This window comes from Saccharothrix sp. DSM 118769, assembly GCF_052936295.1.
On record NZ_CP193627.1, the window covers coordinates 7,976,369 to 7,990,843 of the forward strand.

Below are 14,475 nucleotides of genomic sequence, written 5' to 3' on the forward strand. Positions count from 1 at the left end.
GGGGCACACCGCCGTTTCGGGGTACCGGAAGCCCGTGCTCAAGCGGTTGAGCGGGCCGCGTTCCCGTGGGGTTACCGACAACGACCACGGGTCGTGGCGCCCACGCGGATATGCTCCGCGCCGTGATCAGGGTGCTGCGGGACTTCTCCACCGGTGTGAAGGTGCTCGGCGAGGGCTTCGGGCTGGTGTTCCGCTCGCCGAAGCTGTTGCTGATCGGGGCGATCCCGGCGCTCGTCACGACGGCGCTGCTGATCGGCGGCCTGATCGGGCTCACCACCTACGTCGACGACATCGCGGCGTGGATCACGCCGTTCGCCGACGACTGGGCGGAGACGCCCCGCTCGGTCGTCCGGTTCGCCGCCGGGGTCGGCGCCGTCGTCGCGTTCGTCTCGGTCGGCCTGCTGCTGTTCACCGCGATCACGCTGGTCATCGGCAGCCCGTTCTACGAGTACATCGCCGAGAAGATCGAGGACGACCACCTCGGCGGCGTGCCCGAGGCCGAGCGGGTGAGCTGGCTCACCTCGGCCGCGATCGGCGTGCGCGACGCCGTGCTGCTGGTCGGCCTCGCGGTCCTGTGCGCCATCCCGCTGTTCGCGGCCGGGTTCATCCCGGTCGTCGGCCAGACGGTGGTGCCGGTGATCGCGGTGTGCGTCAACGCCACGATCCTCGCCATCGAGCTCACCGCGATCCCGTTCACCCGGCGCGGCCTGAACCTGAAGGTGCGCAGGCAGGTCCTGCGCCGCCGGCGCGCGATCACGCTCGGCTACGCGGTGCCCGTCTACCTGCTGTGCCTGATCCCGTTGGCGGCGCTGGTCGTGCTGCCCGCCGCGACGGCGGGCGGCACGGTCCTCGCGCACCGGCTGCTGCACGACCAGGTCAGGTGACCGACCGGGCCAGGTGACCTGGTCAGGTGAACGGCAGCCAGGCCCGCTCCACCAGCCCGTCGAGCCGGGTGACCCGCGCGCCGGTGGCGGACAGCGTCCACAGGTCGTCGCCGATCAGCAGCGCCCGGCGGATGCCCGCGTCGTAGGACGACGCCTCGTGCCGGACCTCGCCGAGCGCGGTGAACGCCCGGTCGGCGAGCCGCAGCACGAGCACCCCGCCGACCGCCGGCGCGACCGGCTTCCCCACCGTGCCGGTCGGGTCGGCGGGCGACGCGGTCGGCACGGGCGACGTGGCCGACGCGGTCACCACCGGCAGCACGACGAGGTCGCGCTCGGGCGAGTACAGGAACGCGTGCGGGTCGTACTCCACCTCGGAACTCGCCCCCGGCAGGTGGTGCCCCGCGACCTTGGCGGGCGCGGCCGGGTCCGACACGTCGAACAGCGACACCTGCGTGCCCGTGGTGCGGCCCTGCCCGGTGGCCTCCTGGCCGACGCCGATGAGCGTCCCGCCCTCGCCGGGGTGCAGGTAGGCCGAGTACCCGGTGATCTTCAGCTCGCCCACCCGGCGCGGCCTGGCCGGGTCGGACAGGTCCAGCGTGTAGAGCGGGTCGACCTGCCGGAACGTCACCACGTACCCGACCGGGCCGACGAACCGGACGCTGTAGATCCGCTCCCCCACGCCGAGACCGTCGACCTTGCCGACCTCCTCCAGCTCCCCGCCGTCCCGCTTGAGCACGGTCACCGCGCTCTGCGTGGCGGGCGCCCGCTCGGGGACGCCCGGCGCGTCCCCGGTCGTCGTCGCCACCCGCAGGTGGCCCGCGTGCTCGGACAGCGAGTACTGGTTGAGCAGCGTGCCCGCGACCCGACCGGACGCCACGTGCTCCGGCGGCCCGGGCCTCGACACGTCGAACTGGTGGATCGCGGTCGTCGGCGGACCGTCCGGCGCGCGGCGCGTCCGCGGACGCAGGCGGTGGTCGTCGGCGACGTAGAGGGACCCGCCCGTGCCGTACACGGTGTCGCCGTCCGCCAGGATCGTCACCGCGTCGCCGGTGCCCAGGTCGCCGGGGAAGTCGAAGGTGAGCACGGACAGCATCGACGTGCCCGAGTGGCCGGTGGGCGCGCTGATCCGGTCGCACGCGACCAGCGGGCCCTGCGACGTCCGGCCGGCCGGGTCGCTCAGCTCGTAGCGCGGCAGCCACGCCTCGATCGGCGCGGTGGCGACGACCTCCCGGTTCCTGATCAGGGACTCGGCCTCGCCGCGCCCGTCCGCCGGGTAGGTCCAGGGCAGCTCCGGTCCTGAGTGGACGACCACGCGCACGACGTCGTCCACCTGCCGCGCGTCGACGTACCGGCCGTCGACCCGGAGCGAGCCCAGCACCGCCGGCTCGCCCGTGAGGTCGACCAGCGTGATCGTGGCGCCCTCCCCCGGGACGCCGTCGACCGCGGTCCCCCGGCCGGTCGGGCCGTGCGCCCCGCCGACGAGCAGCGCGCGGTCCCCGCGCAGCAGCAGCTGGGACGCGGGCGCGTCGGCCAGGTCGAGGGTGCCGGTGACCCGCTTCGAGGCCACGTCGAGCACGCGCAGCCGGCCGTCGACGACCGTGACGACCCGCTCGCCGTCGGTCTTCACCAGGTCCGGCTCGTCCACGCCGCGCTCGTGGGTGTTGGTGGTGGAGTGGTCGGGGGCGGGTGCGTCGGGCGCGGACTGCTCCACCGCGGCCTTCTCCCCCGAGGACCGCTGTCCCGCGACCGGCGGGACAGCGCCCGCCCGCGCGTCGGTGGCGACGTCGCCCTCGGCGCTCATCAGGAAACCGCCGCCCAGGCCGTACGGGCCGACGTGCGGCGCGACGGCCGTGCGCAGGCCGTTCAGCGCGTTCTCGCACGAGTCGAACGCGACCAGGTCGACCGGCACCGCCTCGATCGGCGGCACGATCCGCCAGTCCACCTCCGGCGCGGGCACGGCGGAGGCCGCGCTCACCCCCAGCACCAGCGCCGCGCCGCCGACCAGCGCCGCCCGCGAACCCCAGGACCATCGCCTCATGCCCCCAGGACGGGGCGGGGCGGCGGCGCGGTTGCGCGGCACGCCGGATTCCGCGACCGCTGGGCCGATCGGCCTCACCCGGGCGGGCGTGGTTGAGTAGTCGCCGACCGCCCCGCCAGGGGCTGACCGCGAGCACAGGAGAGTGACATGGCCCCGAGCAAGCCCGAGGTGGAGCCCTACGAGGGCGCCGCGCCCGCCGACCTGGTGATCGAGGACATCACCGTCGGCGACGGACCCGAGGCGACCGCCGGCCAGCTCGTGCACGTCCACTACGTCGGCGTCGCGCACTCGACCGGCGAGCAGTTCGACGCGTCCTGGGACCGCGGCGAGGCGTTCTCGTTCCCGCTGGGCGGCGGGCGCGTCATCGCCGGCTGGGACCAGGGCGTGCAGGGCATGAAGGTCGGCGGCCGGCGCAAGCTGGTCATCCCCGCCCACCTGGGTTACGGCGACCGCGGCGCGGGTGGCGTGATCAAGCCGGGCGAGACGCTGATCTTCGTGGTCGACCTGCTCGGCGTGAACTAGCCGCGCCACCCGGCCCGGTCCCGGCGGCTGCTCCGTTCGGAGCATTTGGTCCAGCCCCGGAACCGGGCCGTTCGCGTCTGCGTCATCCTGTCGGGGGAACGCAGGGGACCGGTACAGCGAGGGGGAAGCCGCCGTGCCCGAGGACATCGGGGCGTCCGAGCGGATGCTCAGCCAGTGGCAGCGCAGCGTCGAGGAGAAGGCCGAGCGCTACCAGGAGATGGCGACCCGCGTGCAGGGCATGTCCATCTCGGAGACCTCGCGCGACGGTTCGGTCCGCCTCACCATCGGCTCCAACGGCATCCTGACGAACCTGGAGATCGCCGAGTCCGCGCGGGACAAGCGGATGGCCGAGGTGTCGGCCGAGGTGATGCGCACCCTGCAACGCGCGCAGTCCCGCATCCCGGAGCTGCTCCAGCAGGCCATGAGCGAGACCATCGGCACCCGGGACGAGACGGCCAACGCCCTGTTCGACCAGGCGAAGCGCACCTTCCCGGCCCCGCCGCACGAGGAGCCGCCGCCCCCGGTCAACCGCGAGCTGCGGTTCGGCATCGAGGACGACGCGGCCCAGCCGCCCGGCCCGTCCCAGCCACCCGGTGCGGCCCGGCCGCCCCGTCCCGTCCAGCCACCGCCCCGGCGGCACGCGCGCCCGGACGACGAGGACGACGACTTCGGCGGGCGTTCGTTCCTGTCGTGAGCACGGTTCAAGGGGGGTAGGGCATGGCGGGCTTCGAGATCGTCGCGGACAGCCTCGACGCGCACGGCAAGCAGTTGACGGACCTGGGCACGCGCCTCCAGGGCGCGGTGGACGCCGCCCGGACGGTGAGCATGCCGACCGACGCCTACGGCATCATCTGCCAGCCGTTCCGGATGATGCTCGACCCCGTCGAGCAGTGGGGCCTGGACGCGCTCCAGGGCGCGGTCGGGGCCATGGAGGCCGCGGGCGAGTCCGTGCGGACCACGGCGGCGCAGTACCGCGAGGTGGAGGACGCCATCCGCGACGGCTTCGGGTCGGGCGACTGATGGCCGGCGAGAACCCGCTGGTGGCGCAGGCCCCGGCGGAACCGGGTGGTGTCGTCAACGCGGGCACCGGCGACAACGGGTGGGCGACGGGCATCTCCATCGCCGAGTCCGCGATGGACACGTTCAACGGCGTCAAGGACGGCGACTGGGTCGGCGCCGGCCTGGGGATGGTCGGGCTGGCCGCGGACGCGGCGGCGATGGCGATCGACCCGTTCGGGACGCTGATGTCGTCGGCGGCGTCGTTCCTGATGGAGCACGTCCAGCCGCTCAAGGACATGCTGGACTGGCTGGCCGGGAACCCGCCGGTGATCGAGTCGTACTCGACGACCTGGACCAACGTCGCCACCGAGCTGGGGAAGATCGCCGAGGACTACGCGTCGGCGGTGTCGTCGGGCACGGCCGGGTGGACCGGTGCGGCGGCCGAGGCGTACGCGGAGAACTCGAAGGTCCACGGTGACGCGCTGTCCGGCGCGGCGTCGGCGGCGGGGACCGTGGGCACGGTCGTGGGCATGATGGGCATGGTCGTGGCGTTCGTGCGCGAGGTGGTGCGCGACCTGATCGCCGACCTGGTGGGGAAGCTCATCGCGTGGGTGCTGGAGGCGGCGTTCACGCTCGGGTTCGGGACGCCGGTGATCGTGGCGCAGGCGGTGACCGCGATCGCGCGGTGGGCCGCGAAGATCTCGAAGATCGTCCAGGACCTGCTGGACGCGATCAAGCGCGTCTCGCCGATGTTGAAGCGCCTGGTCGAGGTCTTCGAGAAGATCATGAAGGTGGTCGGCAAGCTGGCCGGCAAGGCCACCGGCCTGGACGTGCTCGACCCGAAGAACATCAAGCGGGGCGGGTTCCTGCAGACCGGTCGGACCGACGTCGACGCGCCCGGTGGGACGCCGGACGGCCCTCCCGCCGGCGGTGACCGCGGCACGGGCCGTGACGGCGGTACCGGCAACCCCGACAGCGGCACTCCCGGCACCGGCACCCCTGGCACCGGCAACCCCGGTACCGGAACCCCCGGCACTGGTGACCCCGGCACCGGAACCCCCGGCACCGGCCGCCCCGGCGACACCACCACGACCTCCGGCACCACGACCGGTACCGACTACCCCAGGCCGGGCCGCGACCCGGACGGCCCCCTGTCCGCACCGCGCCCGGGCCGCACCCCGGACAGCCCGGACCACGACCTGCCGCGCGGCGGCACCACGCCGGGCGGCCCCACTCCCGGCACTCCCGCGCCGGGTGTTCCCGGCCACGGCACCCCGCGCGGCGGCGTGCCGGTCGGCGAGCACCGGGGCGGCCCCGGCGGGCAGTACCCGCCCGGCAGCACCCCCTCCGGCAACCCCTCCGGCGGCGTGCCCGTGGGCGAGCACCGAGGCGGCCCGGGCGGGCAGCCCGCCCCGGGAACCGGCGGTTCCCCGTACGGCGGCGGTTCCCCCAACGGCGGGGCCCCGGGCGCGCCCACGCCCCACCGCTTCGACCAGACCTCGACCTCCACCGCCTCGACGCCCGAGGCACCCCCGCGCCACGGCCAGCCCAACACCCCCGGCGGTTACCCGAACCCCGCCGGCACGCCGGGCAACGTCCCGGGCGGCATGCCCGGAGGCGGCCTGCCCAGCGGTGGCGGCACACCGGGCGGCGGTGCTCCCGGCGGCGGCCCGCGTCCCGGTGGCGGCGGTGGTGGCTGGACCGGAACCCCCGGCGGTCGAGGTGACATGGGCTCGGGTGTCCCCGCGGCACGCGGCCCCGAGACTCCGAGGCCCTCGTCGTTCGGACCCTCGTCGTTCGGGCCCAGTCACGCGGGCCCCGGCCATGCGGGCCCCGGCCATGCGGGCCCCGGCCATGCTGGACCCGGCCACAACAGCCCTGGTCACAACAGCTCCGGTCACAACGCTCCCGGTCACAACGCTCCGGGCCACGGTCGGCCGGGAGGTGCGGGCCCGACCCACACCGGCCCCGGTACCCCGCCGCACGATCGCCCCGGCGGCCCCGGCCCGAACCCGCCCGCACCCGGTCACCACGGCCCGCCCGGGCGGCCCGACGCGCCCCACGCCGCCGATGGCGCGCGCCCGCGCGCCGCCGAGCCGTGGACCCCGCCGCGCCGCGATCCCGACACCACCCCCGGCCCCGGCCACCACCACGAAGGTCCTGACAGCGACCGCCCCGACACCGACCGCGCGGACACCGACCGGTCGGGCATCGACGAGGCGCACGCCCGCCACGGCGAGACCACACCCGCCGGCGTCAGCCACCACCGCGGCGACCCCGACATGGGCGACCTGCCCCACCGCGTCCCACCCGACCCCCACCGCTTCACCGCCGACGTCCACATCACCCCGGACGGCCACGCCCGCATCGGCAACCGCACCTGCACCCCCGAGCAGTACGGCGACCTGCTCCGCCGCAGCGGCTGGGACGGCAGGACCCCCATCCGCCTCATCGGCTGCGACGCCGGCAGCAACGACTTCGCCCAGCGCCTCTCCCGCCACACCGGGGCCGACGTCCTCGCCCCCACCAAACCCGCCTGGACGGACGCCAACGGCCGCGTCTACACCAGCGACGCCCACATCGGCCCGGACGGGAACCGCCACCCCCGCATCCCGCCCAACGGCGAGTGGCAGACCCACCACCCCGACGGCACCACCACGAAGGCCGGCGGCGACGGCTACGCGCCCGGCACCCACGACACCGACAAGGGCGACCACACCGACGCCGACGGCGCCCGCGACCGCGCGACCGACGGTGGTCCCTACGAGCGCGACCCGCGCTTCGAGCACCACCCGGACGACCCGCCACCGGACCCGAAGAGGCCCCAGGAGCTGGAAACCCTCGACCCCGCCCGGTGTGGGACCGAGAACGGCCTGATCACCCACTACGACGGCCAACCGATCGACGCCTACCAGCGGGACGTCCTCGCGGACCGGGCGAAGCTCATCCAGTCCAGGATCGAGGACCGGTCCCTCATGCCGGAGAGCATCCGGGGTGAGACGCACCGCAACCCGGAGAAGTGGGCGGGCAAGAACGTCGTCTGCGTATCCGTCTCGATCGACCACCGGACCGGCAAGGTGTACGAGTCCATCAACGGCGCCCCGACCGACCTGATCCCGGACAGCGACTTGCACCCCGTGCTCCGTGATCGCCAGGAGGCCATGCGCGGGAACCCCCAACCCGACGGCACGCGCCCCGGCTACACCCAGCCGGACCGCCACCCCGATCGGCTCGGGCAGCCCGCTCGCGACGGCAGCGGCAACGAGGTCCGCACCGAGTGGCCGCAGAACGACGCGCCCACCCGGCACGCCGAGGTCAAGAACGTGAACCAGATGTTGAACGACCGCGACCTGCCGCCCGACCTCACGCCGGAGCAGTTGGACGAGGTGCTCGCGGAGTTGCGGGTGGACAACGCGTTCACGCCACCGGGTCGAGGGCCGAACGCATCCGGGGAGTTCCCCGACATCGCCAAGTGCTGCCCCAACTGCACGAGGATGATCGACGGCGTGCGCAGCGGAACGGAACGCGCGACCCACGCGGTGGGCGACCCGAACCGACGCATCATCCCCCCGGAGGAGAGGCACTATGCGAGTTGACGCTGATGAGGTCGAGGAGGACGAGGGCGTCGTCTTCCACCAGGGCGTGCCGTTCACGGGCGAGGTGGTCGAGTCCCGGCCCGACGGGACCGTCCTCACGCTGTACACCTACCTCAACGGCGTCGAGGACGGGCCGTACCGGGAGTGGTTCGACCGCGATCGCCCCTACAAAGAGGGGGAGATGCGCTACGGCATCCCGGTCGGTCGGCACCGGCAGTGGCACACGGACGGCCGGCTCGCGGCCGACCTCCTGTTCAGCGACCGGGGCGACCAGCTCGAACGACGCGAGTGGGACCAGCGGGGCAACCTGGTCACCGAGTGGGCGAAGCAGCCCTGACCGCCGGCGGCGGTCCGTGAAGCGCTCCCCGTTCCCCGCGCGGGGAACGGGGTCGCGAAGACCAGGGCACCGGGAACGAGGGGGCTCCGCACCGTGACGATCGTGCGCGTCGACGAGTCGGACACGTACGTGGACGACGCCCAGCGGGTCTGCCACGACGACGGGCCGTTCACCGGCGAGGTCGAGCACCGCGACGGGAACGGCCGCCTGGTGGGGTCGAACAGCTACTTCGAGGGCATCAGCAGCGGTCTTCAGGAGGAGTACCACCCCGATGGGCGGCTCAGGTCCAGGGGTTGGACCCACATGGGCGTCGCTGTCGGCGACTGGTACGAGTGGTACCCGGACGGGCGGTCGGCCGCCCACCACGTGTTCTCCGACAGCGGTCGGCCCGAGCAGGTCGAGCGGTGGGACGAGCGGGGCGCGCCGGTCGGGGACGGGGGCTGAGCTGTCCCGACCGGACCCCGGCGGTGTGTCGTGGCCGTTAAGATCAGCGCACCGTGTCGGGGGGAGCCGAAAGGGTGTTCGACGCATGAGCCAGCCAGCCACACCGCTGTCCGAGGAGGAGCAGAGCAGGCTCGTCAAGCAGATCGGCCGCGCCATGCTGCCGGCGCTGCCCCCGGGGTGGCAGCGCATCCGCGCCGAGTACCGGGCGGCGGGCAGGCACATCGAGGTCGACCTGGCGTTCGCCGGACCGGACGGGCAGTGGCGGCCGGTGCGGCCCCCGTTGGACGTGGTGCAGCTGTTCGGGCAGCTGCGGGCGGGGATGCACCAGCCGGACCGGGGCACGTGGCTGAGCGCGGTGTACGAGATCGATGCGCCCGCGTCGTTCTCCGTGGACTTCAACGCCGAGGACGAGCCGCGCTGGCGCAACGCGCCGCCGGTGATCGGCTTCCAGGACGAGCTGCGCACGTTCCCCCGGCACGACGACCGCGTGCCCGACTGGTTGCGGCAGCGCGTGGGCCTGCCGCCGCGGCAGCGGGAGCTGCGCACCGCGCACGTGTACGACGGCCGCGACGACGCGGGCCGCCCGGTGGTGAACCGGCAGGCGATCGACCGGCAGCTGGGCGAGGCGCTGCTCACCTACCTGGAGGGCGCGCCGGTGGTGCTGGCCGCGCGGAACCTCGACGTGGACGAGTTCGCGCCCGCCGAGGTGGACGTGCCGCTGAACTTCCGCACCGACGGGACGTGGGTGTGGGCCGGGGCGGTGCCGCACTACCTGCGCAAGCACGGCCTGCCGCCGGAGCCGGAGCTGGTGGCGCACATCGTGGCCCGCGGCTTCCGCGTGGGCGAGGTGGACGAGGCCACCCGCGACCGCGCGGTCGCGCTGATCACGGGGCCGTGACCGCCGCGGGGCGTGGCCTGAGCGCCAGCACGACGAGCGCGGCGAGCCCCGCCCAGACGTAGGCGTTGCCGACGACCTGCTGCCACCAGTTCCAGGTCTGCTCCAGCTTGTCCTCGTACGGCACGTACCACATCGGCCCGAGCCAGAAGAGGAGCGCGACGGCGGCGGCCCACGGCCACGACCGGTGCAGCAGGTAGGCGATCGCGGGCACGACCCACACCCAGTGGTGCGTCCACGACACGGGCGACACGAGCAGGCCGCCGACGGCGACGGCGAGGAACGCGCCGACCCGGTCCTCGCCCGACCGCGCCACCGCGACCCACACGAGCGCGACCGCGGCCAGGCACAGCGCCACCCACAGGCCGGACTCGGCGGTGCCGGTGAAGCCCCACCGGTTGACCAGGCCGCGCAGCGACTGGTTGGCCACGTAGTCGAGACCGCCGACGCGGCCCGGGTCGAGCAGCGCGTGGAACCAGTACTCCTTGCTGTCGGTCGGCGCGACGGCGAAGCCGACGAGGCCGAAGCCGACGAACGACGCGACCGCCGTGACGACGGGCCTGATCTGCCTGCGCGGCAGGAAGAACAGCACGAACACCAGCGGCGTGAGCTTGACGGCGGCGGCGAGGCCGATGAGCAGGCCGCGCGGCCAGCGGGTCCGGGGCAGCAGGCAGTCGAGCCCGGCCAGGCCGAGCAGCACGAGGTTGATCTGCCCGAAGTCGAGCGTCGCGGTGACGGGTTCGAGCAGCAGCGACCCGAGGGCCACGCCGAGGCCGACCAGCAGGGCGCGGTGCGTGCGGCCGTAGGCGTGCTCGGCGGTGACCAGGCAGACGCCGGTGAGCAGCGCGAGCCCGACGGCGGTCCAGATCAGCACGGCGGCGGGCCACGGCACGAGCGCGAGCGGGCTGAACAGGAACGCGGCCAGCGGCGGGTAGGTGAACGGGAACGACGGGCCGTCCAGGGGCTTCGGGAAGCCGTCCGAGTACAGCCGGACGCCCTCCAGCCACGCCTCGCCGCCGGTGCGGTAGACGCGCAGGTCGAGCAGGCCGATGTCACCGCCGGAGCGGCCGAGGACCACGACGAGCGCGGTCACGACCGCCCCCGCCCACAGGACGGCCACCCCGGCCACCCTCTTGTCCACCCGCGCCGGTACCACCACCGGACCACCCCCGCCCTCTCATCCGGCGGCATCGTATCCAGCGGCCGGGTGAGTCCCAGGTCACCGTGCCCCACCTCGTTCGTTTACGTAGAGTGGTGTGCTGTGTGCGCTGCGTTCACAACTGCCGACATTCGAGTTACATGTGCGCACAAAAGCGCACGCCCGGGATACCCTGTGCGCATGAGTCCCGCGCTTGAGGCGGTGTTGGCCAAGGCAGGTCTTCAGGTCACCCCCGACGAGTTCCTGTCCCTCGTCGCCGACGCCGCCAAGAGGCTCGCCCCTCCGCACCCGGACCCGGGCAGCTACTTCCCACCGGACCAGCGCGACGCGCTGGTGGAGGTCGGCCTCGACCTCGCACCTCACCGCACCGCCGACGACCAGGGGCGCGCGCGGACGGTGGTGGCGCACGCGGTGCTGCGCGACTCGGCGATGACCGTCGCCGACGCGGCCCGCCAGCTGGGCGTGGACACGAGCCGCATCCGGCACCGGCTCGGCGTGGGCCGCCTCGTCGGCTGGAAGGACCGGGGCAGCTGGCGGCTGCCCGCGTGGCAGTTCGCCGGCGACGGCGTGCTGCCGGGCCTGGAGGCCGTGCTGGCCGCCGTGCCCGCCGACCAGCCCGCGCTGGTCGTGGCCGGGTTCATGACGACCCCGCAGGAGGACCTGCTCGTCGACGACGAGCCGACCTCGCCCCGCGAGTGGCTGCTGGCCGGCGGCGACCCCCGCCGCGTGACCGCGCTCGCCGCGCAGCTCGGCACCCCCGCCTGAGACACCCCCGCCTGAGGCGCACCCCGCCCGAGGCACCCGCCCGAGGCACGCCCACCCGGGAACGCCCCCGCCCGGGGCGCACCGCCCCGGCCGCACCCGCCCGGGGCCACCCGCGGGACCACGCGTCCCGCGATCCCCCGGTCCCCGAGACACTGGACGCGCATGTCACGGCTCCCCCAGCCGCCCGCTCCCGCCGTGCTCCAAGCGAGCCTCCGCCGCACCGAGGACGTCGTGGCGGTCCACCGGGCGACCCGCCTGGTGCGGATCTTCGCCGCCAAGGGCCTGCACCCGCAGCGCTGGAACAGCTTCCGCTACACCGGGCCGCTGGCGCACGCCCGCTTCGACACGCACCCGCCGTCGCCCGACGGGGCGCCCGCGCACGCCCACGACCAGGGCGTGCTCTACTTCGGCCTCACCGTGCGCACGTCGGTGGCCGAGGTGTTCCAGGCGACGTCGGTGGTGGACCGGCGCACGCGCAGCCCGTTCCTGGTGGTGATGCGACCGCGGCGGACGCTGCGGCTGCTCGACCTGGTCGGGCTGTGGCCCACCAGGGTGGGCGCCTCGCAGGAGATCAGCTCCGGGCCCAAGCACATGACCCGGCAGTGGGCGCGGGCGATCCGCGCGGCCTACCCGGAGCTGGACGGGCTGTGGTACCGGTCGTCGATGGACTCGGGCGCGCCGGCGGTGTGCCTGTGGGACCCGCCCGCGGCGACCGGCCTGCCCGTCTCGCCCGACGTGCTGCTGCCGCTGGAGCACCCCGGCCTGGACCTGCCCCTGGGCCGCGTGTGCGACGAGCTGAACTACACGCTGCTCGGCTGAGCCGCCGGTCCGGCCGGGGTCACAGGCTCATCTGGCGGCCCCGGCGCCGGGGCGCGGACAGGAACCGGCCGTAGCGGACCTCGGGCAGCTCCTGCTCGCCCAGCTCGTAGCGGTGGACCAGCCCGTCGTGCCGCCACCCGTGCGCCTCGTAGAACGCCCGGCTGCGCGCGTTGTCCTGGAAGACCCACAGGACCGCGTACCGGAAACCCTGGTCGAGCAGGTGGCGCACGCCCGCCTCGTGCACCTCGTGGCCCGCGCCCGTGCCGCGGAACCGGGGGTCGGCGTAGATCGCCACCAGCTCGCCGGTGTGCAGGTCGGGGTGCGCGTCGGTGTTCTCGCGCACCGCGTCGACCGCGCAGTAGGCGCCGATCCGGCCCGTGCCCTCCTCGACCGCGACGAACACGCGGCTGGGTTCGGGCAGCCGCAGCACCCGCGCCCACGCCGGGAGCCTGCTCTCCGGGAGCATCCGGTCCAGCACCGGGTCGTCCACGATCCCCCGGTAGGAGTGCTGCCAGGCGTCCACGTTGATCCTGGCGATCTCGGGCGCGTCGTCGGGCCGCCCGGCCCGCACGGTCCACTGCATCGGGAGAGCGTGCCGCAACCGGCTCGCCGTCCGCTAGCTTTCGGTCAAGCGCGTGCGGGGGCGACCGGGCACAGGTACCCGGCGTACCAGGTGCTCTTGACCCGGAAGCGCGTCGGCCGGAACCGGGACGGGTCCAGGTCGTGGAACCGGGTGCGCACGACGTCGGCGAACAGGCGGTCGGAGATCACCAGCACGAGGTCGTCGTCGGAGCCCGCGAGCTCCTCCCGCACCACCTTCGCGTCCAGCAGCCGGCACGTGACGATCGGGGCGTCGCCCACCAACCCGAACGCGCCCGCCGTGAGCGGGCCGCAGTGCATCGCCAAGCGCATCCGCAGCGGGGTGCCCGCCGCCCTGAGGTCGGCCAGGGCGCGCGCCAGCTGCTCGGTGAAGCGGGCGACCACCCACGCGGCGTCGGCGTCGGCGGGCAGCACGGCCAGTTCGCCGTCACCCCGCACCTGCCGGTACCACAGGTCGCGGTCCAGCCCGGCGTTGCGGGCCGCCACGTCCAGCACGTCGCTCAGCCGCGCCTGGACCAGGGACTGGTCGAGCGCGTCGAGCTTGCTGTACCCCTCCACGTCGACCGCTACCACGAGGCGGTAGACCAGTCCGTGCAGCGGCGTCACCATGTCCAGCGTCACCGGTGCAGCATCCCGCCCCCCGGCCCCGGGAAGTAGGGCTATCACCGGGTTTCCCGTTTCACAGCAGTTCGCCGATCTCGCGCAACCGGTCGCGGTCGACGATCGTCACCGACCGGTACCCCACGGTGATGGCCTCCCGGTCGCGCAGCGTCCGGAACTCCCGCCGGGCGGTGTCCTCCTCGACCCCCACCAGCGACCCGATCTCGCCCTGGGTGAGGCCGAGCTTGAGCATGACGCCGCCGACCGCCTTCCGGCCGTAGGCGTCGGCGAGGTACACCAGGACGCGGGCCAGCCGCGTCGCCGCCGGGTAGCCGCTGAAGTCGGTGCGCCGCTGCTCGCCCCACCGCATGGTGCGCACGATCGTCCGGTCCAGGGCGAAGTGCGCGGCCGGGAAGTCGGTGAGGAACCGGGTGAAGGCCGCGGCCGGGACCACCCGCACGCGGCTGTCGACGCACGCGGTCACGGTCGCCGACCGCGGTTCGCCGGTGATCAGCGCCATCTCGCCGATCAGGTCGCCGCCCACCTTGATGTTGAGCAGCGCGACCCGACCGTTCTCCAGGGTGACGGTGGCCTTCACCAGGCCCTGCTCGATCACCACCACGTGGTCGGACAGGTCGCCCTCGCGCATCAGGGGCGTCCCGCGCCGGTAGGTGCGGGACGCGCCGAGGGTGAGCAGCGCGCCCCGGGCGGCGTCGGGCAGCGTCTCCAGGTAGGTCCCGGTGGGTCCGGGCAACGGGTTCACCATGGCGTTCGACCTCCTCCGCAAGGGACCAGTCTGCCGCCCACCACCGCCCGG

15 protein-coding genes are annotated in these 14,475 nt (G+C 74.3%); 10 read left to right on the forward strand and 5 right to left on the reverse strand.

Annotation, left to right across the window (positions count from 1 at the left end; genetic code table 11):
- The first annotated feature begins 122 nt into the window (after positions 1–122).
- On the forward strand, positions 123–884 hold the full coding sequence (locus tag ACRAKJ_RS33525; protein ID WP_438925220.1) for an EI24 domain-containing protein: 762 nt from the start codon (positions 123–125) through the stop codon (positions 882–884).
- Between the two features lie 22 nt (positions 885–906).
- Here ACRAKJ_RS33525 and ACRAKJ_RS33530 read toward each other — a convergent pair whose 3' ends face one another.
- Positions 907–2,922 (reverse strand): beta-propeller domain-containing protein, encoded by a 2,016-nt coding sequence (locus ACRAKJ_RS33530; RefSeq protein ID WP_438925219.1) that lies wholly within the window; start codon positions 2,920–2,922, stop codon positions 907–909.
- 147 nt (positions 2,923–3,069) lie between these two features.
- On the opposite strand from ACRAKJ_RS33530, the gene ACRAKJ_RS33535 reads away from it, so the two are divergent.
- The 7 genes from ACRAKJ_RS33535 to ACRAKJ_RS33565 all read left to right on the forward strand — a co-directional run bounded on the left by ACRAKJ_RS33535 (position 3,070) and on the right by ACRAKJ_RS33565 (position 9,718).
- Complete coding sequence (locus ACRAKJ_RS33535; RefSeq protein ID WP_438925218.1) at positions 3,070–3,444, forward strand: FKBP-type peptidyl-prolyl cis-trans isomerase; 375 nt, start codon at positions 3,070–3,072, stop codon at positions 3,442–3,444.
- A gap of 133 nt (positions 3,445–3,577) precedes the next feature.
- On the forward strand, positions 3,578–4,138 hold the full coding sequence (locus ACRAKJ_RS33540) for a YbaB/EbfC family nucleoid-associated protein (RefSeq protein ID WP_438925217.1): 561 nt from the start codon (positions 3,578–3,580) through the stop codon (positions 4,136–4,138).
- A 23-nt stretch (positions 4,139–4,161) separates the two neighbouring features.
- A complete protein-coding gene (locus ACRAKJ_RS33545; protein ID WP_438925216.1) occupies positions 4,162–4,464 on the forward strand; it encodes a type VII secretion target in 303 nt (100 codons plus the stop codon).
- A complete protein-coding gene (locus ACRAKJ_RS33550; protein ID WP_438925215.1) occupies positions 4,464–8,039 on the forward strand; it encodes a WXG100 family type VII secretion target in 3,576 nt (1,191 codons plus the stop codon). The genes ACRAKJ_RS33545 and ACRAKJ_RS33550 overlap by 1 nt, the downstream gene beginning before the upstream one ends.
- The gene (locus ACRAKJ_RS33555) at positions 8,029–8,376 is read left to right on the forward strand and encodes a toxin-antitoxin system YwqK family antitoxin (RefSeq protein ID WP_438925214.1); all 348 of its coding nucleotides are present in this window, start codon (positions 8,029–8,031) and stop codon (positions 8,374–8,376) included. The genes ACRAKJ_RS33550 and ACRAKJ_RS33555 overlap by 11 nt, the downstream gene beginning before the upstream one ends.
- A 93-nt stretch (positions 8,377–8,469) precedes the next feature.
- Entirely contained in the window at positions 8,470–8,820 is a 351-nt protein-coding gene (locus tag ACRAKJ_RS33560; protein WP_438925213.1) for a toxin-antitoxin system YwqK family antitoxin, read from the forward strand.
- A gap of 85 nt (positions 8,821–8,905) precedes the next feature.
- Positions 8,906–9,718, forward strand: coding sequence for a hypothetical protein (locus ACRAKJ_RS33565; RefSeq protein WP_438925212.1), 813 nt, complete (start codon positions 8,906–8,908; stop codon positions 9,716–9,718).
- On the opposite strand, the gene ACRAKJ_RS33570 is transcribed toward ACRAKJ_RS33565, so the two are convergent.
- Positions 9,705–10,874, reverse strand: a complete 1,170-nt coding sequence (locus ACRAKJ_RS33570) for a glycosyltransferase 87 family protein (RefSeq protein WP_438925211.1) — start codon at positions 10,872–10,874, stop codon at positions 9,705–9,707. The two genes, ACRAKJ_RS33565 and ACRAKJ_RS33570, sit on opposite strands and share 14 nt — an antisense overlap.
- Positions 10,875–11,054: 180 nt before the next feature.
- Between ACRAKJ_RS33570 and ACRAKJ_RS33575 the strand changes: the two genes are divergently transcribed.
- Positions 11,055–11,639 (forward strand): DNA-binding protein, encoded by a 585-nt coding sequence (locus ACRAKJ_RS33575; protein WP_438925210.1) that lies wholly within the window; start codon positions 11,055–11,057, stop codon positions 11,637–11,639.
- A gap of 162 nt (positions 11,640–11,801) precedes the next feature.
- The gene (locus tag ACRAKJ_RS33580) at positions 11,802–12,458 is read left to right on the forward strand and encodes an RES family NAD+ phosphorylase (RefSeq protein ID WP_438925209.1); all 657 of its coding nucleotides are present in this window, start codon (positions 11,802–11,804) and stop codon (positions 12,456–12,458) included.
- A gap of 19 nt (positions 12,459–12,477) precedes the next feature.
- On the opposite strand, the gene ACRAKJ_RS33585 is transcribed toward ACRAKJ_RS33580, so the two are convergent.
- The 3 genes from ACRAKJ_RS33585 to ACRAKJ_RS33595 are packed head-to-tail and all read right to left on the reverse strand — an operon-like array spanning position 12,478 to position 14,424.
- Complete coding sequence (locus ACRAKJ_RS33585; RefSeq protein WP_438925208.1) at positions 12,478–13,041, reverse strand: GNAT family N-acetyltransferase; 564 nt, start codon at positions 13,039–13,041, stop codon at positions 12,478–12,480.
- 44 nt (positions 13,042–13,085) lie between these two features.
- Positions 13,086–13,679, reverse strand: coding sequence for a hypothetical protein (locus tag ACRAKJ_RS33590; protein ID WP_438925207.1), 594 nt, complete (start codon positions 13,677–13,679; stop codon positions 13,086–13,088).
- Positions 13,680–13,737: 58 nt separating this feature from the next.
- Positions 13,738–14,424 carry a cyclic nucleotide-binding domain-containing protein gene (locus ACRAKJ_RS33595; protein WP_438925206.1) on the reverse strand — a complete coding sequence of 229 codons (687 nt, stop codon included), beginning with the start codon at positions 14,422–14,424 and terminating at the stop codon, positions 13,738–13,740.
- Positions 14,425–14,475 lie beyond the last annotated feature (51 nt).